24 protein-coding genes and 1 pseudogene are annotated in these 23,190 nt (G+C 71.6%); 11 read left to right on the plus strand and 14 right to left on the minus strand.

Features of this window, described 5'->3' with window-relative positions; all coding sequences use genetic code 11:
• Nucleotides 1-16: 16 nt before the first annotated feature.
• From EV385_RS23515 to nadA, 3 genes are all read right to left on the minus strand, one after another.
• Nucleotides 17-646 (minus strand): DUF3043 domain-containing protein, encoded by a 630-nt coding sequence (locus EV385_RS23515; protein ID WP_130511419.1) that lies wholly within the window; start codon nt 644-646, stop codon nt 17-19.
• Nucleotides 647-702: 56 nt separating this feature from the next.
• Complete coding sequence (gene murA / locus EV385_RS23520) at nt 703-2,058, minus strand: UDP-N-acetylglucosamine 1-carboxyvinyltransferase (protein ID WP_130511420.1); 1,356 nt, start codon at nt 2,056-2,058, stop codon at nt 703-705.
• A 221-nt stretch (nt 2,059-2,279) separates the two neighbouring features.
• A complete protein-coding gene (nadA, locus tag EV385_RS23525; protein ID WP_130511421.1) occupies nt 2,280-3,458 on the minus strand; it encodes a quinolinate synthase NadA in 1,179 nt (392 codons plus the stop codon).
• Nucleotides 3,459-3,573: 115 nt separating this feature from the next.
• Between nadA and EV385_RS23530 the strand changes: the two genes are divergently transcribed.
• From EV385_RS23530 to EV385_RS23540, 3 genes are all read left to right on the plus strand, one after another.
• Nucleotides 3,574-4,686 (plus strand): glycerate kinase family protein, encoded by a 1,113-nt coding sequence (locus EV385_RS23530; protein WP_130511422.1) that lies wholly within the window; start codon nt 3,574-3,576, stop codon nt 4,684-4,686.
• Nucleotides 4,687-4,804: 118 nt separating this feature from the next.
• Nucleotides 4,805-5,179, plus strand: coding sequence for an iron-sulfur cluster insertion protein ErpA (gene erpA / locus EV385_RS23535; protein ID WP_130511423.1), 375 nt, complete (start codon nt 4,805-4,807; stop codon nt 5,177-5,179).
• A gap of 151 nt (nt 5,180-5,330) precedes the next feature.
• Entirely contained in the window at nt 5,331-6,308 is a 978-nt protein-coding gene (locus EV385_RS23540) for a carbohydrate kinase family protein (RefSeq protein ID WP_130511424.1), read from the plus strand.
• A 34-nt stretch (nt 6,309-6,342) separates the two neighbouring features.
• Here EV385_RS23540 and EV385_RS23545 read toward each other — a convergent pair whose 3' ends face one another.
• Entirely contained in the window at nt 6,343-6,555 is a 213-nt protein-coding gene (locus tag EV385_RS23545) for a sulfurtransferase TusA family protein (RefSeq protein WP_130511425.1), read from the minus strand.
• Nucleotides 6,552-7,709: a cysteine desulfurase family protein gene (locus EV385_RS23550; RefSeq protein WP_242625039.1), complete on the minus strand. Its 1,158-nt coding sequence runs from the start codon at nt 7,707-7,709 to the stop codon at nt 6,552-6,554. Before EV385_RS23550 ends, EV385_RS23545 begins: the two co-directional genes overlap by 4 nt.
• Nucleotides 7,710-7,928: 219 nt before the next feature.
• Here EV385_RS23550 and ctaC point away from each other — a divergent pair, with 219 nt between their 5' ends.
• Both ctaC and EV385_RS23560 read left to right on the plus strand, forming a co-directional pair.
• On the plus strand, nt 7,929-8,858 hold the full coding sequence (gene ctaC / locus EV385_RS23555; RefSeq protein ID WP_130511427.1) for an aa3-type cytochrome oxidase subunit II: 930 nt from the start codon (nt 7,929-7,931) through the stop codon (nt 8,856-8,858).
• A gap of 7 nt (nt 8,859-8,865) precedes the next feature.
• The gene (locus tag EV385_RS23560) at nt 8,866-9,291 is read left to right on the plus strand and encodes a cytochrome c oxidase subunit 4 (protein ID WP_130511428.1); all 426 of its coding nucleotides are present in this window, start codon (nt 8,866-8,868) and stop codon (nt 9,289-9,291) included.
• Between the two features lie 58 nt (nt 9,292-9,349).
• Here EV385_RS23560 and EV385_RS23565 read toward each other — a convergent pair whose 3' ends face one another.
• The 4 genes from EV385_RS23565 to EV385_RS23580 all read right to left on the minus strand — a co-directional run bounded on the left by EV385_RS23565 (nt 9,350) and on the right by EV385_RS23580 (nt 12,415).
• Complete coding sequence (locus EV385_RS23565; protein ID WP_130511429.1) at nt 9,350-9,559, minus strand: hypothetical protein; 210 nt, start codon at nt 9,557-9,559, stop codon at nt 9,350-9,352.
• Nucleotides 9,560-9,720: 161 nt separating this feature from the next.
• The gene (gene trpD, locus EV385_RS23570; RefSeq protein WP_130511430.1) at nt 9,721-10,785 is read right to left on the minus strand and encodes an anthranilate phosphoribosyltransferase; all 1,065 of its coding nucleotides are present in this window, start codon (nt 10,783-10,785) and stop codon (nt 9,721-9,723) included.
• A 40-nt stretch (nt 10,786-10,825) separates the two neighbouring features.
• Nucleotides 10,826-11,287, minus strand: a complete 462-nt coding sequence (locus EV385_RS23575; RefSeq protein ID WP_130511431.1) for a response regulator — start codon at nt 11,285-11,287, stop codon at nt 10,826-10,828.
• A gap of 51 nt (nt 11,288-11,338) precedes the next feature.
• Nucleotides 11,339-12,415 (minus strand): cytochrome c oxidase assembly protein, encoded by a 1,077-nt coding sequence (locus EV385_RS23580; RefSeq protein ID WP_207229911.1) that lies wholly within the window; start codon nt 12,413-12,415, stop codon nt 11,339-11,341.
• Nucleotides 12,416-12,523: 108 nt separating this feature from the next.
• Between EV385_RS23580 and ctaE the strand changes: the two genes are divergently transcribed.
• Genes ctaE through qcrB form a run of 4 tightly spaced genes read left to right on the plus strand, consistent with a single transcriptional unit; the run spans nt 12,524 to nt 16,769 of the window.
• The gene (gene ctaE / locus EV385_RS23585) at nt 12,524-13,123 is read left to right on the plus strand and encodes an aa3-type cytochrome oxidase subunit III (protein WP_130511432.1); all 600 of its coding nucleotides are present in this window, start codon (nt 12,524-12,526) and stop codon (nt 13,121-13,123) included.
• Between the two features lie 46 nt (nt 13,124-13,169).
• The gene (gene qcrC, locus EV385_RS23590) at nt 13,170-14,018 is read left to right on the plus strand and encodes a cytochrome bc1 complex diheme cytochrome c subunit (RefSeq protein ID WP_130511433.1); all 849 of its coding nucleotides are present in this window, start codon (nt 13,170-13,172) and stop codon (nt 14,016-14,018) included.
• Between the two features lie 37 nt (nt 14,019-14,055).
• Nucleotides 14,056-15,156, plus strand: a complete 1,101-nt coding sequence (gene qcrA, locus EV385_RS23595) for a cytochrome bc1 complex Rieske iron-sulfur subunit (RefSeq protein ID WP_130511434.1) — start codon at nt 14,056-14,058, stop codon at nt 15,154-15,156.
• Nucleotides 15,153-16,769, plus strand: a complete 1,617-nt coding sequence (qcrB, locus tag EV385_RS23600; protein WP_130511435.1) for a cytochrome bc1 complex cytochrome b subunit — start codon at nt 15,153-15,155, stop codon at nt 16,767-16,769. Before qcrA ends, qcrB begins: the two co-directional genes overlap by 4 nt.
• A 56-nt stretch (nt 16,770-16,825) precedes the next feature.
• Here qcrB and EV385_RS23605 read toward each other — a convergent pair whose 3' ends face one another.
• A complete protein-coding gene (locus EV385_RS23605) occupies nt 16,826-17,113 on the minus strand; it encodes an Lrp/AsnC family transcriptional regulator (RefSeq protein WP_130511436.1) in 288 nt (95 codons plus the stop codon).
• 203 nt (nt 17,114-17,316) lie between these two features.
• Here EV385_RS23605 and EV385_RS23610 point away from each other — a divergent pair.
• Together EV385_RS23610 and EV385_RS23615 are read left to right on the plus strand one after the other, a co-directional pair.
• Nucleotides 17,317-17,655 (plus strand): annotated as a pseudogene (locus tag EV385_RS23610) (type II toxin-antitoxin system RelE/ParE family toxin); the annotation flags it as partial.
• A 49-nt stretch (nt 17,656-17,704) separates the two neighbouring features.
• A complete protein-coding gene (locus EV385_RS23615; protein WP_130511437.1) occupies nt 17,705-18,019 on the plus strand; it encodes a transcriptional regulator in 315 nt (104 codons plus the stop codon).
• A gap of 22 nt (nt 18,020-18,041) precedes the next feature.
• On the opposite strand, the gene EV385_RS23620 is transcribed toward EV385_RS23615, so the two are convergent.
• From EV385_RS23620 to EV385_RS23635, 4 genes are all read right to left on the minus strand, one after another.
• Nucleotides 18,042-18,869 carry a nucleotidyltransferase family protein gene (locus EV385_RS23620; protein ID WP_130511438.1) on the minus strand — a complete coding sequence of 276 codons (828 nt, stop codon included), beginning with the start codon at nt 18,867-18,869 and terminating at the stop codon, nt 18,042-18,044.
• Nucleotides 18,866-19,384, minus strand: a complete 519-nt coding sequence (locus tag EV385_RS23625) for an NUDIX hydrolase (protein WP_130511439.1) — start codon at nt 19,382-19,384, stop codon at nt 18,866-18,868. The genes EV385_RS23620 and EV385_RS23625 overlap by 4 nt, the downstream gene beginning before the upstream one ends.
• Before the next feature lie 41 nt (nt 19,385-19,425).
• Nucleotides 19,426-21,213, minus strand: a complete 1,788-nt coding sequence (locus EV385_RS23630) for a RelA/SpoT family protein (RefSeq protein ID WP_130511440.1) — start codon at nt 21,211-21,213, stop codon at nt 19,426-19,428.
• A gap of 164 nt (nt 21,214-21,377) precedes the next feature.
• Nucleotides 21,378-23,177: a DEDD exonuclease domain-containing protein gene (locus EV385_RS23635; RefSeq protein WP_130511441.1), complete on the minus strand. Its 1,800-nt coding sequence runs from the start codon at nt 23,175-23,177 to the stop codon at nt 21,378-21,380.
• Nucleotides 23,178-23,190: the final 13 nt, after the last annotated feature.

The raw sequence follows: 23,190 nt of genomic DNA on the forward strand, positions 1-23,190 counted from the left end.
TCGTGTCTCGGGGTCGTCAGATTGTGGCGCCGATCTCGATCTGCGGCTTCGGGACGCGCATCTTGCGGAACGTCAGCCCGCGCATGATGCCGTACAGGTACAGCGACCCCATCTTCTGGGTGGTCTTCGGGAACCGCTCGCCGATCAGCCGCTTGATCCGCCGGGCGATCAGGACGCTGTCCACGATCACACCGAGCGCCAGCAGTAGCCAGAGCAGGTTCGCGCCCAGCTGCACCACGGTCGGCATCCGCCCCGACGAACCGACCAGGACGATCAGCGCCCCAGCGAAGAACCAGGTGCCGACCGTACGGCGGGAGTCGACGATGTTGCGGACCAGGGCCCGTTCCGGGCCGCGGTCGCGGGCCAGCAGGTACCGCTCGTCGCCCTGGCGCATGCCCTCGGCGGCGTCGGCCCGGTCCTGGCGCTGGCGCTGGCGCATCTGCTTGTACGCCTCGCGCCGGTTGGCCGGGGGAGTGGCCTCGGACACCCGGCGGCCGGTGGCGGCGCGTTTCGGGGTGGCCTGGCCCAGCTCTTTCTTGCTGGGGGTGTAGTTCTTCGGCCGGGGCTGCTCGGCAGCCTCCGGCGTCACGGATTCGATGGCGTCGGTGACGACGTCGGCGGACTTGCGGCGAAACAGCGAGGGCACCCGCAAAGCCTAGCTGCCCGGGTTACCCTCGCCGCGCACCGCCGTCGCTCCGCCGGTCAGAGCCGCTCGCTGCGGGCGCCGAGCGCCGCCAGCTTGCCCTCGAAGTCCTCGTAGCCGCGGTTGATCAGGTCCACGCCGTACACCCGGGAGGTGCCCTCGGCGGCCAGCGCCGCGATCAGGTGGCTGAAACCGGCCCGCAGGTCCGGGATGACCAGGTCGGCGGCGTGCAGCTTGGCCGGTCCGGCGATGACCGCGGAGTGCTTGAAGTTGCGCCGGCCGAACCGGCAGGGGGTGCCGCCGAGGCAGTCCCGGTACACCTGGATCGTGGCGCCCATCTTGCCCAGCGCCTCGGTGTAGCCCAGCCGCTGCTCGTACACGGTCTCGTGCACGATCGACAGGCCGCGGGCCTGGGTCAGCGCGACCACCAGGGGCTGCTGCCAGTCGGTCATGAGGCCCGGGTGGACGTCGGTCTCCAGCGCCACGGCCTGCAGCTCGCCGCCGGGGTGCCAGAAGCGGATGCCGCCCTCGGTGCCGGGCACGCCGGGACGCGTGGCGCGGGCGTCGGTGACCTCGAACTGCCCGCCCACGGAGCGGAACACGTTCAGGAACGTCATCATGTCGGCCTGCTGCGCGCCCAGGACCTCGATCTCGCCGCGGGTGGCCAGCGCCGCCGCGGCCCAGCTCGCGGCCTCGATCCGGTCCGGGATCGGCTTGTGCTGGTAGCCGTGCAGGCGGGGCACGCCCTTGATCTCGATGACCCGGTCGGTGTGCACCGTGATGATCGCGCCCATCTTCTGCAGGACGCAGATCAGGTCGATGATCTCCGGCTCGACCGCGGCGTTGCGCAGCTCCGTGACCCCCTCGGCCCGGACGGCCGTGAGCAGCACCTGCTCGGTGGCGCCGACGCTCGGGTACGGCAGCTCCAGCTTCGTGCCGTGCAGCCCGTTGGGCGCGGTCAGGTGCATGCCCTCGGGCGTCTTGTCGACGATCGCCCCGAACTGCCGCAGTGCCTGGATGTGGAAGTCGATCGGGCGCGGGCCGATGTGGCAGCCGCCGAGGTCCGGGATGAACGCCCGGCCGAGGCGGTGCAGCAGCGGGCCGCAGAACAGGATCGGGATCCGGCTGGACCCGGCGTGCACGTTGATCTCGTCGGCGGTGGCGCTCTCCACGTTGGTGGGGTCCATGACGAGCTCGCCGTCGTCCGCGCCGTCGCTGACCTTGACGCCGTGCAGCTCGAGCAGCCCGCTGACGACCTCGACGTCGCGGATGCGCGGCACGTCGTACAGGCGGCTGGGGGTTTCGCCCAGCAGGGCGGCCACCATGGCCTTGGAGACCAGGTTCTTGGCGCCACGGACGCGGATCTGTCCGTGCAGCGGCGAGCCGCCGTGTACGACCAGGACGTCGTTGGTCAACGCAACCTCCAGCGTGGGGCGTCAGCGCCCGTAGGAACGGGGGTGGGGCGCCGGGGTCGGGGGGAGACCCGTGGAAGCGCCGCCCGGGCACTATAGCGCTGAGTGATGATTGCAGAAACCACCAGAATGCTCAGGATGGCACGAATTGCTGATCTCAAGCATGACTCAAGATTTCATGAGGCGCACTCGGGTGACGCAACGTAACGCTGCGTGACGTTCAGCTACGGCAGGGCGAGCATTTGATCCAGGGCCGCCCGGGCGTGGTGTGCCGTGTCCGGATCGACCGTGATCTGGTTCGGCACCCGGCCGGCGACCAGCTCCTCGAGCGCCCACACCAGGTGGGGCAGGTCGATGCGGTTCATGGTGGAGCAGTAGCAGACCGTCCGGTCCAAAAACATGATCTGTTTGTCCGGGTGGGCCAGCGCCAGCCGCCGGACCAGGTTCAGCTCCGTGCCGACCGCCCACGCGGAACCGGCCGGGGCGGCCTCCAGCGCCTTGATGATGTACTCCGTCGAACCCACCTGGTCGGCGGCGCGGACCACGTCGTGGCGGCACTCCGGGTGCACGAGCACGTTGACGCCGGGGACCCGCTCGCGGACCTCCCGGACGCTGTCCAGGGTGAAGCGGCCGTGCACGGAGCAGTGCCCCCGCCACAGGATCATCTTGGCGTCGCGCAGCTGCTCCGGGGTGAGACCGCCGTGCGGCTTGTGCGGGTCGTACAGCACGCAGTCGTCGAGGTCGAAGCCCATCTCCAGCACGGCGGTGTTGCGGCCCAGGTGCTGGTCGGGCAGGAAGAACACCTTCTCGCCCCGCTCGAACGCCCAGGTCAGCGCCCGCTTGGCGTTCGACGAGGTGCAGACCACCCCGGAGTTGCGGCCGACGAAGCCCTTGATGTCCGCCGAGGAGTTCATGTACGTCACCGGGACCACCGAGTCGGCGATCCCCAGGTCGGTGAACAGGTCCCAGGCGGTCTCCACCTGACCGAGCACCGCCATGTCGGCCATCGAGCACCCGGCCGCGAGATCCGGCAGCACCACGCGCTGGTGGTCGCCGGTGAGGATGTCCGCGCTCTCGGCCATGAAGTGCACGCCGCAGAACACGATGAACTCCGCGTCCGGCCGGGCCGCCGCCTCGCGGGCCAGCTTGAACGAGTCGCCCGTCACGTCCGCGAACCGGATGACCTCGTCGCGCTGGTAGTGGTGGCCGAGCACGAAGACCCGGTCACCCAGCGCCGCCTTGGCCGCCTCGGCGCGGGCCACCAGGCCGGGGTCGCTGGGAGCCGGCAGGTCGCCGGGGCAGTCCACCCCGCGCTCGCTGGCCGGGTCGGAGCCGTGGCCGAGCAGCAGCAGGGCGGTCGCGGTGGGGGAGGGTTCGGTCCAGGTCGACGTCACGAACACCATGTTTCCACAGCGTCACACGCGAGAAATCGTGTCCTATCCCACGCCGGCCGCCCGCCCGGTGAGAGCGGCGGGGCGCCCTGGCGGAGCGGTCCGCCTGGACCGGTAGGTTCCGGGGGTGCGCGTCCTGATCTGCCCGGACAAGTTCGCGGGCACGCTGCCCGCTCCCGGTGTGGCCGCCGCGCTGGCCGAGGGCTGGCGCGCCGTGGCACCCGCCGACGACCTCGTCCGGCGTCCGCTGTCCGACGGCGGCCCCGGCTTCGTCGAGGTCCTCGCGCAGGCGCTGCCCGGGCGCCGGGTGCCGGTCCGTACGGTCGACCCGCTGGGCCGCCCCGTGCCGGGGGAGCTGCTGCTGGTGGGCGCCACGGCGTACGTGGAGAGCGCCCAGGCGTGCGGCCTGCACCTGCTGTCCGCCGCCGAACGCGACCCGAACGTCACCACCTCCTACGGCCTGGGCCTGCTGCTGGCCGCCGCCGTGGAGGCCGGCGCCGCCGAGGTGGTGGTCGGCCTGGGCGGTTCGGCGGTCAACGACGGCGGCGCCGGGATGCTGGCCGCCCTCGGCGCGAGCCCCGTCGACGCGGCCGGCTACGCCCTGCCCTACGGCGGCGCCGCGCTCACCGCCGCCGCCGGCCTGGCCGGGGCGCCGCAGCTGCGCCAGGTCTCCCTGGTCGCCGCCACGGACGTCGACAACCCCCTGACCGGCCTGTACGGCGCCAGCAGCGTGTACGGCCCGCAGAAGGGCGCGTCCCGGGCGGACGTGCTGCGCCTGGACGCCGCACTGGAGCACTTCGCGGGGGTCCTGGAGGATGCCTTCCGGACGACCGGCCTGGCCGCGCGACCCGGTGCCGGGGCGGCCGGCGGGATCGGTGCCGCTCTGCTGGCCCTCGGCGGCCGTACCGTGTCCGGAATCGCCCTGGTCATGGGCCTTATCGGCCTTGACGCCGAGCTGGACTCGGCCGACCTGGTGCTCACCGGGGAGGGCGCCTTCGACCACCAGTCGCTGCGCGGCAAGGTGTGCGCCGGGATCGCGGGCGGCGCCCGGGACCGGGGCCTGCCGTGTGTGGTGGTGGCCGGACGGGTCGAAACCGGGCACCGGGAGGCGGCGAGCGCCGGGGTGAGCGAGCTGCACTCGCTGGTCGAGCACTTCGGCGACGAACGCACCGCGCTGGCCGAGCCGGACCGGGGGCTGCGCGAGATCGCCGGCAGGCTGGCCCGGCAATTTAGCCGTTGAGCCGGTGTCGGACATCTCGGCCCCACGAATTGGGAATGCCCGGGATGCGGGTTAGCGTTGGTGGACTACGGCAGCACTCTCTACCGCCGCACATCCGCCATCGCAGGGAGAACCGCACGTGACCACTGAAGCGCACACCGAGTCGACCGAGGCCCCGGCCGCCGCGCCGACCGGCGTCATCCTGACCGACGTCGCGGCTGTGAAGGTCAAGGCCCTGATCGAGCAGGAGGGCCGGGACGACCTGCGGCTGCGGATCGCCGTGCAGCCGGGCGGCTGCTCGGGCCTGCGGTACCAGCTCTTCTTCGACGAGCGTTCGCTCGACGGCGACGTCGTCTCCGACTTCGACGGCGTCGAGGTGGTCGTCGACCGGATGAGCGCGCCGTATCTGGCCGGTGCCACGATCGACTTCGCCGACCGCATCGACGCCCAGGGCTTCACCATCGACAACCCGAACGCGCAGAACTCCTGCGCCTGCGGCGACTCGTTCCACTGAGCCGCACCCGCACCGACGCACCACACGGCCGTCCCCGGTGACCGGGGACGGCCGTGCTGCGTCCGCCCAGTGGCGTAAGAGTGGCCAGCTGGGTTCGGACCGGTACGCTCACCCGGTAATCCCCCCGCCGCACCCGACCACGAGGGTTCACATGAAGATCGCCGTCACCGGCTCGATCGCCACCGATCACCTGATGCACTTCCCCGGCAGGTTCGCCGATCAGCTCATCGCGGACCAGCTGCACAAGGTGTCGCTGTCCTTCCTCGTCGACGACCTGGTCGTGCGGCGTGGCGGGGTCGCGTCGAACATCGCGTTCGGGATGGGGCAGCTCGGCCTGAGCCCGATCCTGCTGGGCGCGGTCGGCGCCGACTTCGCCGACTACCGCTCGTGGCTCGAGCGGCACGGCGTGGACTGCGACTCGGTGCACGTCAGCGAGGTCGCCCACACCGCGCGGTTCGTCTGCACCACCGACGACGACCTCAACCAGATCGCCTCGTTCTACGCGGGCGCCATGTCCGAGGCCCGCAACATCGAGCTGACCCCGGTCGCGCAGCGCGCGGGCGGTCTCGACCTCGTGCTGATCAGCGCGAACGACCCCGCCGCGATGATCCGCCACTCGCAGGAGTGCCGGGACCGGGGCTACGCGTTCGCGGCGGACCCGTCGCAGCAGCTCGCCCGCATGGACGGCGGCGACGTGCTGACCCTGATCGACGGCGCCGACTACCTGCTCACCAACGAGTACGAGAAGTCGCTGCTGGAGACGAAGGCGGAGCTCACCGACGCGCAGGTGCTCGAGCACGTCAAGATCCGGGTCACCACGCTCGGCAAGGACGGCGTGGAGATCACCGGCAAGGGCCTGGAGCGCATCCACGTGCCGGTCGCCCGCGACGTGGTGGTGGGCGACCCCACCGGCGTCGGCGACGGCTTCCGGGCCGGCTTCTTCGCCGCCGTGAGCTGGGGGCTGGGGCTGGAACGGGCGGCGCAGGTCGGCTCGCTGCTGGCCGCGCTGGTGCTGGAGACGGTCGGCCCGCAGGAGTACGACGTCCGCAGCGACTTCTTCGCCAAGCGCCTCGCCGACTCGTACGGCGACGAGGCCGCCGCCGAGGTCATCCCCCACCTGCCCGCCTGAGCCGCGGACCCGGTCACGCAGGTGGTCGAGTGCCTCAGCTGACCCGGCGCACGTCGTAGCCGGGGCCGTCGGCCGCGCCGACGTACTGCTGGCCCTTGAGGCGGCACCACGCCGGGATGTCGTTGGCCGCGGCCGGGTCGTCGGCCAGCACCCGGACCACCTCGCCGACCGGCACCTGCGGCAGCCGCCGGGCCAGCGCGATCACCGGCAGCGGGCAGCGCTGGCCCAGGCAGTCCAGGACGATCACAGCCCGCTCACCCCGGCGGCGGCGCGCAGCTCGGCCACGATGCCGGGCAGCACGGCCAGGAACCGTTCCACCTCCTCCTCGGTGGTGTCGCGGTGCAGCGAGACCCGGACGTTGCCGTGGCTGAGCACCCCCATCGCCTCCAGCACGTGGCTGGGCCGCAGGGTGGAGGCGGTGCACGACGAGCCCGACGAGACGGCGAACCCGGCGGCGTCCAGCGCGTGCAGCAGCGCCTCGCCGTCGACGTACAGGCAGGAGAAGGTGACCAGGTGCGGCAGCCGCCGCACCGGGTCGCCGACCACCTCGACGTCGGGCACGCTCGACGCGACCCGCGCCCGGACGCGCTCGACCAGGGCGGACAGCCGGGCCGCCTCGGCGGTCGCCGCGGCGGCGACGGCCCGCAGCGACGCGGCGGCCGCGACCACCGCGGGCAGGTCCAGCGCGCCGACCGGATGCGGCCGGTGACGATCATCACCGGGGTACGGCGCCAGCCACCGCACGCCCTTGCGGACCACCAGCAGTCCCACCCCGGGCGGCCCGCCCCACTTGCGGGCGCTGCCGGTCAGCACCGACCAGCCCGCCGGCACGCCGGTGTGCCCGAGCGACTGGGCCGCGTCCACCAGCAGCGGCACCCCGGAGTCCGCGCACGCCCCCGCCGCCTCGGCCACCGGCTGCACCGTGCCGACCTCGTGGCTCGCGCTGATCAGGGCGGCCAGGGCGACCCCGGGGGCGGCCACCGCCGCCCGCCAGGCGTCCAGGTCCAGCCGGCCGAGCCGGTCCACGCCGACCTCGGCGGCGTCGCCGTGCAGCGCGGCGGCGTGCAGCACCGCGGAGTGCTCGACGGCGGAGTGGATCAGCCGGGTGCCCGCGCGGCGCCGTCCGGCCAGCCCACCCAGGATCCCGGCGTGCACCGCGGCGGTGCCGCTGGCCGTGAAGCTCACCTCGTCCGGGCGTACGCCGAGCACCTCGGCGATCGCGCCGTGCGCCGCGTCCAGCAGTTGCCGGGCGCGGCGGGCGCCCGCGTACAGGCGGTCGGGGTCGGCCCAGCCGTCCTCCAGCGCCGCCAGCAGCGCCTGGCGGGCCACCGGGTGCAGCGGTGCGGCGGTGGCCGCGTCCAGGTAGGTCGCGGCGCGGGCGCGATCGGACGTGTATTCCACCTCTGGAACGGTATCGTCCAGCTTGTCGGTGCAGCGCCTGGGTGAGCCGAAGATCGGACCCCCGCAACGGGACGGTAGGGCCTGGTCGAGTAATGTGCGACCGTCGGTGACGCCTTGCCGCCGGTGTCCGGAATCAGCGCCTGGCAGGCGCTCGTGGGGGCCCGGCAGGCGCTCAAAGGGGCTCGGCGCCAGGCGGCGCTGCATAGGAGGCAGGAGCAGGTGGGCGAAAAGAGTTCGGCCGCACGGCCACGAGCAGTCCGGCTCGCCGGGCTCGGCGTCGGTGGGGCGTTGCTGCTGACCCTGCTCGCGGGCTGTTCCGCGGACAGCATCGGTGCCAAGTTCGGCTACTTCGGATGGCCGGGCACGGGCATCACGCCGCAGGGCCACCAGATGTACGACCTCTGGATCGCGTCGGTGATCGCGGCGCTCGTGGTCGGTTTCTTCGTGTGGGGCCTGATCTTCTGGTGCATCATCCGGTATCGCAAGCGCGGCGACGAGCTGCCCGTGCAGACCCGGTTCAACATGCCGATGGAGGTCCTCTACACGGTCACGCCGGTGCTGGTGGTCGCGATCCTCTTCTACTACACCGCGATCGTGCAGACCAGCGTCGACAAGCTGTCGAAGAACCCCGACCAGGTCGTCGAGGTCGTCGCGTTCAAGTGGAACTGGCAGTTCAACTACCGCGAGGGCCAGGGCCCGGACGGGCGCACGGTGGCGTCCACCGTGGGCTCCGCCGATGTGATCCCGCTGCTCGTGGTGCCCACCGGCAAGACGATCCGGTTCGAGGAGACCAGCAAGGACGTCATCCACTCGTTCTGGGTGCCGGAAATGCTGTTCAAGCGCGACGTCTTCCCCGGCAGCACCCGCAACGTGTTCGAGGTGACCTTCGACAAGGAGGGCCGCTACGTCGGCCGGTGCGCGGAGCTGTGCGGGACGTACCACGCCTTCATGCAGTTCGAGCTGGTCGTGGTGTCGCCCGAGCGGTTCGATCAGTTCATCAAGGCGAAGGTGGCCGGTTCCACCACGCCGGAGGCGATGGCCGTCATCGGCTTCACCGGTGACAACGCCTTCGCGGTGACGACCAAGCCGCTCGACACGCGGCGGCAGGAGCAGAGCTGGTACCAGCCGCAGACAGCCATCGGGAAGTAGGGACCAGATGAAGACCGAATACAAGATCTTCAGTGGGGTAGCTCTCTTCCTGTTCGGCGCCGCCGCTGTGTACGGGGTGTGGACGCACCTCGCGAACAACCAGACGGAGTGGGTCGGCACCGTGGCGCTGATCCTGTCCGGACTGCTCTGCGCGATGTGCGGCGGGTTCTTCTGGTTCGTGGCGCGCCGCATCGACCTGCGCCCGGAGGACCGGCCCGACGGCGAGATCGCCGAGGGCGCCGGGGAGATCGGCTTCTTCAGCCCCGGCAGCTACTGGCCGTTCGGGGTGGCGCTGGCGGCGGCCGTCGCCGCGGTCGGCCTGGTGTACGTGATGTGGTGGCTGGTCGCCGCGGGGCTCGTCGCGGTCATCCTCGCGTCCAGCGGCCTGCTCTTCGAGTACTACTCCGGGACCCGGCACCCCGCCGAGCACTGACCCGGTACGCAACGCCACGGCCCGCGCCCCGACCTGGGGCGCGGGCCGTCGTCGTTGCTCAGGCGGCGCGGCGCTGCTGCGGAGCCACCCGGTGGCCCCGCGTGCCGTAGGGCTGGGTCCACACCCGCAGGGTGGCGGGGACCAGCACCTCCGCCATGCCGCAGCCGGTGCAGATCAGCTCGGGGCAGTCGTCGGCGTCCTCGCCGGTCGCCATCTCGAACAACATGTCGCGCCGGCATGTCACGCAGTGCATCTCGCGTTCTCGCACGGGTGTCTCCTCTTCGCCGGAAGGTGGAATTACCCGAATCCTGGTAAAACGCTGTCATGCGAACGGGGCACAGCGGTGGACGCTGACCGGCGTGTCGCGCGGCAGCTCAGGCCGTACCGAAGATGATCTTTTGCACAGCCCGGCCGGGCGTGATCATCCCCTCAGGCGGGCTCCGCGGCCTTCGCCGCGCGGGCCGCCGCCACCCAACGCTCCAGCAGGGCCGTCGCCGCGCCGGAGTCCACCGTCGCCGCGGCGCGCGCGATGCCCGCCCGCAGGTCGTCCGCGAAGACGCCCGGGAATCCCGCGTGCGCGGTCAGCGCCGCGGCCGCGTTGAGCAGCACCGCGTCGCGGACCGGCCCCGTCTCGCCGCCGAACACCCGCACCGCCACGTCCGCGTTGAACGCCGCGTCGCCGCCGCGCAGATCCCCGGGGGAGCTGCGCGGCAGCCCCAGGTCGGTGGCGTCCACCAGGGCCTCCTCGACCGTGCCGGCGCGGGCGATCCAGACCCGGGTGGGCGCGGCCGTGGTGAACTCGTCCAGGCCGTCCTCACCGCGCATCACCAGGGCCGAGTCGCCGCGGCGGGCGAAGACGTGGGCCATCACCGGGGCCATCCGCAGGTCGAAGCAGCCGACCGCGGCCGAGCGCGGCCGCGCGGGGTTGGTCAGCGGGCCCAGCATGTTGAAGAAGGTCGGCACGGCCAGCTCGCGGCGGGTGACCGCGGCGTGCCGCATCCCGGGGTGGTAGCGGGCCGCGAAACAGAAGCCGATGCCCGCCTCGTGCACCGTGCGCACGACCCCCTCGGGGCCCAGGTCGAGGGGGATGCCGAAGTGCTCCAGCAGGTCCGCGGTGCCGCAGGCGGAGGAGGCCGCCCGGTTGCCGTGCTTGACCACCCGCACCCCGCTGGCGGCCACCACGACCGCCGCCATAGTGGAGATGTTCACTGTGTGGGCCCGGTCACCGCCGGTGCCCACCACGTCCACCGCGTCGGCGCGCACGTCGTCGGGGAGCGGGACCAGGGTGGCGTTGCGGAGCATCGCCTCGACCAGGCCGGCCAGCTCCGCGGGGCTCTCACCCTTGGCGCGCAGCGCCACCGCGAACCCCGCGACCTGGACCGGGGTGGCGCTGCCGGTCATGATCTCGCCCATCGCCCAGGCGGTGTCCTGGGTCGACAGCTCCTCGCCGCGCAGCAGTGCGCTCAGCAGGTTCGGCCAGGTACGTGCGCCCATAACGGGGCCTCCGTCCGGGGGTACGGCGGGTGGTGGACGATCAGCCGAGCTGGCCCAGCGGCACGGCGCCCGCGCGGCGGGCGCGCAGCAGGCCGGCCACCGTCTGGCCGGTGGTCACCGGGTCCAGCGGGTGCACCAGGGTCGCGTCGACCTGGGCGAACGCGGCCAGCCACCGGTCGGCCGCGCGGGCGATGACGACGCAGGTGGGCGGCGGGACCTTGTACTCGTCCTTGACCTGGCGGGCGATGCCCAGCCCACCGGCCGGGGCGGCCTCGCCGTCGAGGACCATCAGGTCGATCTCGTAGTCGTCCAGCAACTCCCGGCACTGCTCCCAGGTGGCCGCGTCGACGAACTCGACCGCCAGGTCGGCGGCGGGCCGCTGGCCGATCGCCAGCCGGATGCGGTCGCGCACCGCGGGATCGTCGCTGTACAGCAGGATGGTGTAGCGCTCCGGCTCGGTCCGCTGAGGCGGTGTGTCCCGGTGGCTGTGTGCGTCGCTCATGTCGTGCCCGGCTCCCACGCTCGTAGCTGCCCGCTGATCGTAGCGAACCGGTTATTCGGCGTCCGGTTGCGGGCGCGTCGGCGTCCCGGCGAGCCGGGCCCGTGGCGCCCCCTGCTCGGCGCCCTGCCCGCCGCCCGGTTCCGCATCCTGCCCCCGGTCCGGGTCCCGGTCCTGGTCCGCGGCCTGCTGGACGGTCTGCTGGGCGGCCCGCTCGCGGGCGCGCTCCGCGGCCTCCTGGCGGTCGAGGGCGCGGTCGATGCGGCGGGCCTCGCGCTCGGACTGGCGGATCCACTGCACGACCAGGATGCCGAGCATGGTGACGCTGACGATCTCGCCGCCGGCCCACAGCACGCCGCCCGCGACCACCTGGTCGCTCTGCGGGTCGGCCCAGCCCAGGTGCAGCGACGGGTACCAGTCGCCGCCGAGCAGGGTCCGGCTCTGCATGATGGTCAGGCCCAGCACGGTGTGGAACGGCACGGACAGCACCATCAGCAGCGCCCGAGCCGGGTACGGCCACCGGTTCGGCAGCGGGTCCACCCCCAGCAGCGGCCAGAAGAACAGGCAGCCGGTGAGGATGAAGTGGGCGTGGGTGAACTCGTGCGCCCATGAGTGCGCCAGGGTGTACCGGTAGAGGTCAGTGAAATACAGCACGAACGGGTTGGCCACGAACAGGCCGAAGGCGACCAGAGGGTAGGTCAGCACCCCGACCACCCGGCTGTGCAGCACCTTGAGCAAGGCCCGGCGCGCGGGCGGGGCCAGCGTGCGCAGCGCCAGCGTGATCGGGGCGCCCAGCGCGAGGAAGATCGGGCCGACCATGGACAGCACCATGTGCTGCACCATGTGCACCGACAGCAGGGTGGTGTCGTACGCCTCCAGCCCGCTGACGGTCACCGCGGCGATCGAGCCCAGCCCGCCCAGCAGGAAGGCGACCGACCGGCCGGTCGGCCAGGCGTCCCCGCGCCGCCGCAGCCGGTGCACCCCGTACGCGTAGAGGGCGGCGGCGACCAGCAGGCCCAGCGCGATCAGGCTGTCCAGCCGGATCTGGGTGAAGATCTCCGTCGCCGTGAACGGCGGGGGGACAGTGTCCCCCGCCGAGCCCGCGAGGGTGGTGGTTTCGACTAGCTGCACCACCTGAGGCTAGGACTTCGCCGGGGTGGCCCGGTCACCGGGCGTCGACACGTACCGGATTGGGCCCCCCGCGACACGTTGCGGTGATCGCGGGGCAATAATGAGCCCGTGACAGCGGCCCCAGCCATCGACAAGAGCCGGATCCACTCGCTGACGCGCCCCAACATGGTGAGCGTCGGGACGATCGTGTGGCTCTCCAGCGAACTCATGTTCTTCGCGGCGTTGTTCGCGATGTACTTCTCGATCCGCGCCGCGGACTACAGCATGTGGGAAGAGCACACCCCGCACCTGAACGTCCCGTACGCGACGACGTTCACGGTGATCCTGGTGCTCTCGTCGGTCACCTGCCAGCTCGGCGTGTTCGCGGCGGAGAAGGGCGACGTGTTCGCGCTGCGGCGCTGGTTCGCCGTCACCTTCGTCATGGGCCTGATCTTCGTGCTCGGCCAGGCGAACGAGTACCGCCACCTCGTGCCCGCCGGCATCGCGCTGAACGCGGACGGGTACGGCTCGATGTTCTACCTGACGACCGGCTTCCACGGCCTGCACGTCACCGGTGGTCTCATCGCCTTCATCGTCTACATGATCCGCACCACGATGGGGCGGTTCACCCCGGCGCAGGCGACGTCGGCGATCGTCGTGTCGTACTACTGGCACTTCGTCGACATCGTGTGGATCGCGCTGTTCGCCATGATCTATTGGCTTCAGTAGCCCGCCGCCCGTCCCCACCAGGTCGAAATCAAGAGGACTCAGGCCCATGACTTCTGACACCCCCGCCGGCCGGCGTTTCCGGGTGTTCCGCCGACGGCGGTCGGCGCCCAGCCGGGCACGCCGGCGCCTCGGCGCGGCGGTTCGCATGATCGCCGCGCTGGCCCTGGCCGGTGGCGTCTACACCGCCTTCGCGCCGGGCGCGTTCGCGGAGGACAACCTCCAGCTCTCCGCCGCCGCGCAGGAGGGCAAGGCGCTGTTCGACAACAGCTGCATCTCCTGCCACGGGCGCGACGCCCGGGGTGTCGAGGGCCGCGGGCCCAGCCTGATCGGCGTCGGCTCGGCCTCGGTGGAGTTCCAGGTGGGCACGGGCCGCATGCCGATGGTCCGCCAGGAGGCCCAGGCCGAGCAGAAGGCGCCGGTGTTCACCGCCGAGGAGGTCAAGCAGCTCGGCCGGTACATCCAGGAGCTGGGCGGTGGGCCGCAGATGCCGACCGGGCCGCTGACGGTCGACCCCGAGGACGACCCGGGCGCCCTGTCCCGCGGTGGTGAGCTGTTCCGGCAGAACTGCACCTCCTGCCACAGCTTCGGCGGGGCCGGTGGCGCGCTGTCCTCGGGCAAGTTCGCCCCGAGCCTTGGCGACGCCACGCCGGAGGAGATCTACGCCGCGATGCTGACCGGCCCGCAGAACATGCCGGTGTTCGGCGACAACGAGATCACCCCGGACGAGAAGCGGGAGATCATCAGCTACATCACGTACCAGCTCCAGCAGGACAAGGACCCGGGCGGCCTGTTCAACCTGGGCCGGTACGGGCCGGTGACCGAGGGTCTGGCGATCTTCCTGGTCGGCATCACCATCCTGGTGTTCACGACCCTGTGGATCGCGGGCAAGTCATGACCGAGCGCATCGAGAGCAGGACAAGAAAGGCACGGCCATGACCGTTACGAAGGACGAGGGGACGACCGGCGGCACCCAGCCGGTCGACCTCACCGACCCGCGGTTGTCGCGCTTCGACATCGTGCGCGAGGGGGCGCGGCGCGACGACATCGAGATCGTCACGTACGAGTCGCAGTTCCCCGCGCCGGGCTCGAAGGCGGAGAAGCGGATCGAGCGGGCCATTGCCCTGCTGTTCGTGATCGCCGGGATCATGGCGCTCGGGTTCCTGGCCGCCTACATCTGGTGGCCGTGGGAGTTCGAGCTGGGCCACACGCCCAGTGACTACTACACCCCGATCCTGGGCATCTCGCTCGGCATCGCGCTGCTCTGCATCGGCCTGGCGATCCTCGCCTGGGCCAAGAAGCTGCTGCCGCACGAGGTCGCGATCCAGGACCGCCACTCGGGCCCGTCCAGCTCCGAGGATCAGCAGATCACCGGCCAGACGATGCTGTTCACGGTCGACGAGCTGGGCATCCAGCGGCGGCCCCTGCTCAAGGGTGCGGTCGCCCTCGGGCTGGCGCCGATCGGTCTGGTCGCCGCCGCGCCGCTGGTCGGCGGTCTGATCAAGAACCCGCACAAGGCCGACCGGGGCCAGGACCCGCCGCTGTTCCGTACCGGCTTCACCCCGCGGGACGGCCAGAAGATCCGGCTGACCCGCGAGGACGGCAGCGCGATCCGGCCCGAGGACGTCAGCGTCGGCGGCCAGATCACGGTCTTCCCGGGCGTCCCGCACGGCGCCACCAACGAGTACGCCGACTCGCCGACCCTGCTCATCCACCTGCGGGCGGACGACGCGGAGACGACCCGCCAGAACTCGGCGCCGATCAACGAGGGCGCGATGTGGGGCAACTACGTCGCGTACTCGAAGATCTGCACCCACGCCGGCTGCCCCGCCAGCCTGTACGAGCAGATGACCAACCGGTTGCTCTGCCCGTGCCACCAGTCGCAGTTCCTCATCACCGACAACGCCCGGCCGATCTTCGGGCCCGCCAGCCGGAGACTGCCGCAGCTGCCCATCGAGGTGGACGCGGAGGGATACTTCGTGGCGCGCGAGGACTACCGCGAGACCGTGGGCCCTGACTTCTGGGAGCGGCCATGAAGCGCCGAAAGCTCGACATCGGTGCGATGCCCGGCGCCGCCGCGGCCGGCATCGACGAACGTTTCCAGGTCGCCACGCCGCTGCGTCGCCTGCTGAACAAGGTCTTCCCGGACCACTGGTCGTTCCTGCTGGGCGAGATCGCGCTGTTCTCGTTCATCGTCCTGCTGCTCAGCGGCACGTTCCTGACGCTGTTCTTCGACCCGTCGATGCGCGAGGTCACGTACGACGGCGCCTACCTGGCGCTGCGCGGCCAGGAGATGTCGGCGGCGTACGCGTCGTCCCTGGACCTGTCGTTCGAGGTACGCGGCGGCCTGTTCATGCGGCAGCTGCACCACTGGGCGGCGCTGCTGTTCATGGCCTCGATCATCGTGCACATGGCGCGCGTCTTCTTCACCGGCGCGTTCCGCAAGCCGCGCGAGGCGAACTGGGCGATCGGCCTGATCCTGTTCCTGCTGGGCTTCCTGGAGGGCTTCACCGGCTACTCGCTGCCGGACGACGGCCTGTCCGGCACGGGTCTGCGCATCGCCTCCGCGATCATGCTGTCGATCCCGGTGATCGGCACCTGGCTGTCGGCGTCGATCTTCGGCGGCGAGTTCCCCGGCCACCTGATCATCGGCCGGTTCTACATCGCGCACGTGCTGCTGATCCCGGCCGGCCTGCTCGGCCTCATCAGCGCCCACCTCGCGCTGGTGTTCAAGCAGAAGCACACCCAGTGGCCCGGCCCGATGCGGACCAACTCGAACGTCGTCGGCGAGCGCATGTTCCCGCGGTACGCGCTCAAACAGGGCGGCTTCTTCATGACCGTCTTCGGCGTCGTGGCGCTGATGGCCGGTCTGTTCCAGATCAACCCGATCTGGTTGTTCGGCCCGTACCGGGCGTCCGAGGTGTCCTCGGCCAGCCAGCCCGACTGGTACGTCATGTTCATGGACGGCCTGGTCCGGCTCATGCCGGCGTGGCAGATCACGCTGCCGTTCGGCGACGGCTACAGCATTCCGCCGCTGTTCTGGCCCGCGGTCGTGGGGCTGGGGGCGCTGACCACGGTGCCGATGTTCTACCCGTTCATAGAGGCGCGGCGGCTCAAGGACAAGCAGACGCATCACCTGCTGCAGCGGCCGCGCGACGCGCCCGAGCGCACCGGCGTGGGCGCCATGGCGTTCACGTTCTTCATCGTCGCCACGCTGTCCGGTGGCAACGACGTCATCGCGGACAAGTTCCACATCAGCCTGAACGCGATGACCTGGGCCGGGCGTATCGGTCTGATCCTCCTGCCGCCGCTGGCGTACTACGTCGCGTTCCGCATCTGCCTCGGCCTGCAGCAGCACGACCGTGAGGTGCTGGCCCACGGCGCGGAGACCGGCATCATCAAGCGGCTGCCGGACGGGCGCTTCATGGAGGTGCACCAGCCGCTCGGCCCGGTGGACGACCACGGCCACCCGCTGCCGCTGGACTACGCCGGCTGGGTCGTACCGAAGAAGATGAACCGGCTCGGGGCGCTCGCCCCCGCGATCAAGGGCTTCTTCTACCCGGTCGAGAAGCCGGCGGAGGCCCCGGTGTCGCCCGCCGTGCCGCCGGTGACCCGCGAGGATCGCGAGGAGATCACCTCCGGTCGCTGAACCACCGCACGACGAAAGGGCCCGCCGCACGGCGGGCCCTTTCGCTGTGCCGGATGTCAGTCCGCGTCGGGCAGACCGATGGCGAACGCGTCCTCCAGGTCGTGCCGGGAGTAGGCCCGGAACGCGATGTGCGACTCGGTGTTCAGCACCCCCGGTGTCTTCGAGATGCGGCCCGCGATGACCTCGGCGATGTCGTCGAAGTGGGGCACCCGGACGATCGCGATGAGGTCGACGTTGCCGGCGACCGAGTACACCTCGCTGACGCCGGGCAGTTCCGCGAGCGCCTGGGCGACCTCGGGGATGGAATCGGTGGCGCAGTCGATGTGCACGATCGCGGTGTTCACCTGCGGGCTCCTCGCTCCAGATCCGGTCGGACGGATGGGCTCATGCTATCGGCGCGGTGGACAGCGGCGAGCCGCGGTTGCCGGGCGCGTTCAGCCTGGGCATGCGGATCGCCAGGTTGCCAGGATTCACATCGGCCGCTGGCTTGGGCGCCAGGTACGGATGGCGGTGATGTTTAGCTCGAGCTATAGTTCCGGGAGTGTCCATCACTCCCGAACACCGGCGTTGGACGATCAAGACCACCACTGACGTTCGCGAGTGGTTGCGAGCTCTGCGGCAGGCGGACCCGGAAACCTACAGGTCGGTCAACGTGGCGATCGACATGCTCGCCGAGGCCGGCCCTGGTCTGGCGCGGCCGTTGGTCGACACGGTGAAGGGGTCGAGCATCAACAATCTGAAGGAACTGCGGCCCCGGTCCGGCCGCGATACGGCGGTCCGCGTGCTGTTCGTCTTCGACCCCTGGTCGCAGGCGATACTGCTGGTCGCGGGAAATAAGGCCGGCGACTGGTCGCGGTGGTACAGATTCGCGATTCCGGCCGCGGAGCTAGCGGATGAGAGTTGCTGGCCGTCGAACGCAAGCGGAGGGAGGGAGCATGACCGAGTTCCACGATTGGGACGATGTTCGTGCCGAACTGGACGACGGGGACAATGGCGCGCTCGTTGCGGAACGCGCTCGTACCGAGGCATGGGTCAGCGCCTTCCACCTGGCCGAGGAGCGCAAGCGCCTCGGCTTGACGCAGCGAGAGGTGGCCGACCTCATGGGTGTCACGCCCGGCCGGGTCAGCCAGATCGAGAACGGTGACCTCGACGCGAACGAGGTCGCTACCCTCAGCCGCTATGCGCAGGCACTCGGCGCGCGCATGCGGATCATCTTTGATTACGGCAACGACCTGCGCCAGATCGCCTGACCGGACGACCCGTGCTCCGGGCTCATGCCGGCACGGTAAGGCCCGCGCCCGCGCGGACGACCTCGCACAGTCGCTCGGTTACGGACACCGTCGCGCCGGGCCACACCACGCACCGGTCCACGTCGCCGCGCACGAGCGCCCCGGCCCCGATCACGGACCGCTCGGACCGGCCCGTGACCGTCGCGGTCGGATCGATCAGGCTGCCGTTCCCCGCGGCGTGCAGGTTGGCCGCCAGGTAGTCGGCCGGGGTGCCGGTGTCCAGGTACATGCCGTCGAAGTCCACCAGCTCCAGGGCGCCGTCCGCTTCGGCGGGCCGCCACACCGTCCGCACCAGGTCGCCCGGCTGCGCCGCGAGGTCGCGGACGCGCCGCCACGGCAGCAGGGAGAACCCGGCGAAGCGGCGGCCGCTGAATCCGCCGGTCGCGCCCGGCTCCACGGGCCGGGTGAGCATGCGTACGGTCTCGCCGTCCCAGCCGTCCAGCAGCGCCGCGATGTCCTTGCCGGGTTCGCGCCGCGGGTCCGCCAGGTACGCGTCCGCGTTGCCGACCAGCACCCCGCGACCGTCGATCCAGCCGCGCAGCCGGCCGATGCCGCCGGAGGTCCCCAGCGGGCCGTCCGGCTCCACGGACAGGTGCGCTCGGCCGTCCACGTGGCGTACCACCTGGTCGGCCAGGTACGCGGCGTTGACCGCGGTCGTGTCCGGCCCGGCGAGCCCGAGCCCGGCCAGCCGGTGCAGCGCGCGGTCCAGCAGCGCCACGTTGCCGACCGGGCACAGCGCCTTGGGCAGCAGCTCGGTCAGCGGTCGCAGCCGCTGCCCCTCCCCGGCGGCCAGCACGACCGCGCAGATCACGACGCGCCGTCCTCTTCCGCGGCCGGGCCGATGCCGTAGAGGCCCAGCAGGATCTCGGTGTTCGGGGTCAGCCGTGGCAGGTCGTCCAGCGGAAACCAGCGGGCCTCCAGCACCTCGCCACCGTCCACGACCAACTCCGTGCGGGAGGCCGGCACGGCCGCCGTGAACACCGTGTCCACCCAGCCCTTGACGTGCACGACGGCGTTGGGCACGGCGGGCGTCAGCGCCGTGGGGTCGAGGGCGACCCCGCTCTCCTCGAACAGCTCCCGTGCGGCGCCCACCGGGGGCGGCTCGTGCCGCTTGAGCAGGCCCGCGGGCAGTCCCCAGCCCTGGCCCGGCGGCTGGCGCAGCAGGAGCAGGCGTCCCGGTTCCGGTGCTTCCGAGTCGTGCAGCAGGGTCACCGCCCCGACCAGATACTTCGGCGAGACGAGGCGGACGAGGCGGCGACGCGCGCGGCCCGGCAGCCGATACAACACCTGGTACCCGTAGCCACGCAGCCGCCGCCGAAGATTCACCCCATCAGGCTATCGGGGCACTCCCATCGGCCGCCGCCCCATCAGTCCGGGTGATCCACCAGCGCGATGAGCTGTTCGACGACGTTGTCGGGCTCCAGGCTGCGCTCGGTGACCGCCACCAGCATGGTCTCCAGATCCGGGTAGCCGAGCTCCTCGGCGAGGCGGCGCAGCGGCACCTCGCTGGCCAGGCCGCGGTCGTGCTTGCGCAGGGTCAGCCCGATCGTGGCGCGGCCCAGGCGGACCTTGTCCGCGATGCTGATGCCGGGGGCGTCGGCCTCGGCGAAGTAGCGGTTGATCTGCATCTGGGCGTGGGGCGACTTGACGAAGCCCAGCCACTCCTTGCGGGGACCGCGCGGGGCGTCCGGCTCGACGTCGACGTGCCCGTCCGTCTCGGTGAAGATCTCCACGACGTCGCCGTCGCGCAGCGGGGAGCTCAGCGGCGCCAGCCGCCCGTTGATCGTGGCGGCGAGGCACTGGTCGCCCTTGTCCGGGCTCAGCTCGTACGCGAGATCGACCGGGGTGGAACCGGCGGGCAGCTCGACCGTGCTGCCGTCGGCGAACACCTGGATCTGCGCCTCGGCCAGGTCGCAGCGCAGCGAGGCGAGGAACTGTCCGGCGTCGGTGGTCTCCTGTTCCCAGTCGAGCACCCGGCGCAGCCAGGTGAGCTGGTCGGAGCCGGGGGTCTCGGCCGATTCGCTCTTCGGGTAGCGGAAGCCGGTGGCGACGCCGTACTCCGCGCAGCGGTGCATCGACTCGGTGCGGATCAGCACCTCGACGAGCCGGCCGTCGGGCCCGGTCACCGTCGTGTGCAGCGAACGGTAGAGGTTGTTCTTCGGCGAGGCGATGAAGTCCTTGAACCGGCCCGCGACCGGGCGCCACCGGCCGTGGATCGCGCCGAGGGCGGCGTAGCAGTCGGTGTCCGGTCCGTCGATCACCACCGCGATGCGGGGCAGGTCGAAGGGCACCGGGTAGTCCCCGGCGACGGTGTCCTTCCAGATCGAGTAGTAGTGCCGGGGTCGCGGGGTGACCTTCGCGTCCACCCGGGACCGACGCAGCGCGGTCAGCGTCTTGTGGGTGACGTCGGTCAGGTACTGCGCCCAGCCGGGGCGGTTCTTCACGTGCTCGTCGATCCGGGCGTACGCCTCCGGGTGCAGGTGGTACAGCACCACGTCGTCGAGGTCGCGCTTGAGGGCCTGGATGCCGAGCCGGTCGCAGAGCGGTACGAGCACGTCCAGGGTGGCCGTGGCGATGCGGGCCCGCGAGGCGGGGGAGCGGGCGTCCAGCGTGCGCATGTTGTGCAGGCGGTCGGCGAGCTTGATGACCAGCACCCGGACGTCCTTGCCGGCCGCCACGATCATCTTGCGGATCGTCTCGGCCTCGGCCACCTTGCCGTAGAACGCCTTGTCGAACTTGGTCACGCCGTCGACGAGGTGGGTCACCTCGGGGCCGAAGTCGCCGTGCAGGGCCTCGAGCGTGTAGCTGGTGTCCTCGACCGTGTCGTGCAGCAGCGCGGCCACCAGGGTGGTGGTGTCCATGCCCAGCTCGGCGCAGATCTGGGCGACCGCGAGCGGGTGGGTGATGTACGGGTCACCGCTCTTGCGCTTCTGCCCCTCGTGCATGGCGGCGGCGATCGAGTAGCTGCGCCGCAGCATGCCCACGTCCGCCGAGGGGTGTACGGCCTTGTGCGTCCTGGTCAGGGTGGCGACGGGATCGTCCTCGCCGTTCTGGAAGCTCAGCAGGGAGCGCAGGCGCTGGGTCAGGGTGGTCTCGGAGGGGGCCGTCGACAGGGCGCGTCCAAACGCGGCGCCGTGACCGGCGTCGACATCCACCCCGGACACCCCCTCACCGATCTGTCACGCGCACGCACGGAACAACCTTGGGGCCTGGCCGGCGCACCGGAACGGACGGCTCACCGAGATGCCGGCGGACACGCCACCGATCGCCGAAACCACGGCTCGCCGAACCCGCCGACTCGCCGGTAACCCCGCGTGCCCTACAGCCTATGCGAGCGGCGGTCATCCGAACGGTCAGTTACCGATGAGCAAACGGCCGAGTCCCGGCCCGATGCCGCGGCTTCTGCCCTGTTGAGCAGGCTACTGAACCGCGCGGCGCCACGGGCCGGTGACACCCAGTCACCAGAAGTTTCCACCAAGCGGGTGTCGGGCCGGTCGAGCCACGCCAGGATCCGTTCCGTCTCCTCCGCGGAGGCGGCCGGCACCGGGCCCGGTCCCGGCCGTACGGTCTCGGCGGTCGCCCGGGCCGCGTCGAGGGTCGGGCGGGGGTGCTGGCGCGGGGGAGAGGTTGCGGCGGCGGCCAGCCTGCCGTGCCGGACCACGATGATCTCCCAGCCGCCGTTGCCGTCCCGGCGGGCCGCGACCAGCTCGGCCAGCCGGGTCAGCGACCCCAGGCGCTGCATGCGGACCGTGGCGCGCAGCAGGGCGATCAGCCGCGACCGGACCACCGCCGCCTCCTCGTAGCGCTGCCGGTCGCTGAGTGCCGCGATGCGGGCCAGCAGGGCGTCCACGATCGGCTCGGGATCACCGTGGGTCGCCGTGCGGAACGGCAGCGCCGCGCGGCGGGCGTACTCGTCGGTGGTGATCTGGTGTTCGCAGGGGGCCGGGCAGCGGCCCAGCTCGGCCAGCGCGCAGGCCGGGGTGGGGGTGCGCACGGACAGCCGGTGGGTGCACTGCCGCAGCGGCACGGCGTCGTACACCCCGGCGGCGGCCAGCTCGGCGGTGCGCCGGGAGGAGAACGGGCCCAGGTACGTCGCGTCGTCGTCGGCGAGCTGGCGCACCACGGACAGCCGTGGATACGCCTCCGTGGTCAGCTTCAGCCACACCACCCGCTCGGGATACTTCGACCGCCGGTTGTACGGCGGCGCGTGCGCGGCGATCAGCCGCAGTTCGCGCACCTCGGCCTCCAGCGCGTGCGCGCACTCCACCGCCTCCACCCGGGTCGCGGCGGCCAGCATCTCCGAGATCCGGGCCCGCTTCTCGCTGGCGGTGAAGTACGTGCGCACCCGGGTGGCGATGTCCTTCGACGTGCCGACGTAGAGCGCGCGCTCGTCCGCGCCGCGGAACACGTAGACCCCGGGGGCGTGCGGCAGCCCGTCGGCCAGGTGGCGCTTGCGGCGCTGGGTCGGGGTGACCGCCTTGGCGAACTCGATCGCCTCGCCCAGGGTGTGCACCCGGTGGCCGCCCAGCCGCTCGATGAGGCCGTGCAGGACGTCGACGGTGGCGCGGGCGTCGTCCAGCGCCCGGTGGGTGGGCTCGACGGCGGCGTGGAAGTGCCGGGCCAGCGTGCTGAGCTTGCGGTTGGGCACCTCGTCGCGGGTCAGGACCCGGCGGGCCAGCGCGGCGGTGTCGACGACCCGCGGCTGCGGCCACGGGTAGCCGTGCCGGGCGCAGGCGGCCTTGAGGAAGCCCACGTCATACGGCGCGTTGTGCGCGACCAGGACCGCACCGCGCAGGAACTCCAGCAGGCTGGGCAGCACCACCTCGATCGGCGGGGCGGGGGCCAGCATCGCCTCGGTGATGCCGGTCAGCACCGTGATGAACGGCGGGAGCCGCTCACCCGGGTTGACCAGGGTCGCGAACACCCCGAGCTGCTCGCCGCCGCGAACCTTCACCGCGCCGATCTCGGTGATCCCGGCGCCGTCGGCGGCGCCGCCGGTGGTCTCCAGGTCCAGCACCACGAACGTCGTGTCCCGCAGCGACAGCGCCGCCGGTGCGACGGAGCCGTCGGCGCTCAGGAGGGTGTCCAGAGTGCCCTGCACGTATGCCGGTTGTGCCACGGCGGGCACATTA

This window comes from Krasilnikovia cinnamomea, from assembly GCF_004217545.1.
In the GTDB taxonomy this organism is placed as follows: domain Bacteria; phylum Actinomycetota; class Actinomycetes; order Mycobacteriales; family Micromonosporaceae; genus Actinoplanes; species Actinoplanes cinnamomeus.

What these genes read in the sequence shown, in the direction of transcription:
- nadA (WP_130511421.1), bottom strand. Translation starts at nt 3,458, where the DNA reads ATGGTGTTCGTGACGTCGACCTGGACCGAACCCTCCCCCACCGCGACC.
- EV385_RS23540 (WP_130511424.1), top strand. Translation starts at nt 5,331, where the DNA reads ATGAAGATCGCCGTCACCGGCTCGATCGCCACCGATCACCTGATGCAC.
- EV385_RS23560 (WP_130511428.1), top strand. Translation starts at nt 8,866, where the DNA reads ATGAAGACCGAATACAAGATCTTCAGTGGGGTAGCTCTCTTCCTGTTC.
- trpD (WP_130511430.1), bottom strand. Translation starts at nt 10,785, where the DNA reads ATGGGCGCACGTACCTGGCCGAACCTGCTGAGCGCACTGCTGCGCGGC.
- EV385_RS23575 (WP_130511431.1), bottom strand. Translation starts at nt 11,287, where the DNA reads ATGAGCGACGCACACAGCCACCGGGACACACCGCCTCAGCGGACCGAG.
- qcrC (WP_130511433.1), top strand. Translation starts at nt 13,170, where the DNA reads ATGACTTCTGACACCCCCGCCGGCCGGCGTTTCCGGGTGTTCCGCCGA.
- qcrA (WP_130511434.1), top strand. Translation starts at nt 14,056, where the DNA reads ATGACCGTTACGAAGGACGAGGGGACGACCGGCGGCACCCAGCCGGTC.
- qcrB (WP_130511435.1), top strand. Translation starts at nt 15,153, where the DNA reads ATGAAGCGCCGAAAGCTCGACATCGGTGCGATGCCCGGCGCCGCCGCG.
- EV385_RS23615 (WP_130511437.1), top strand. Translation starts at nt 17,705, where the DNA reads ATGACCGAGTTCCACGATTGGGACGATGTTCGTGCCGAACTGGACGAC.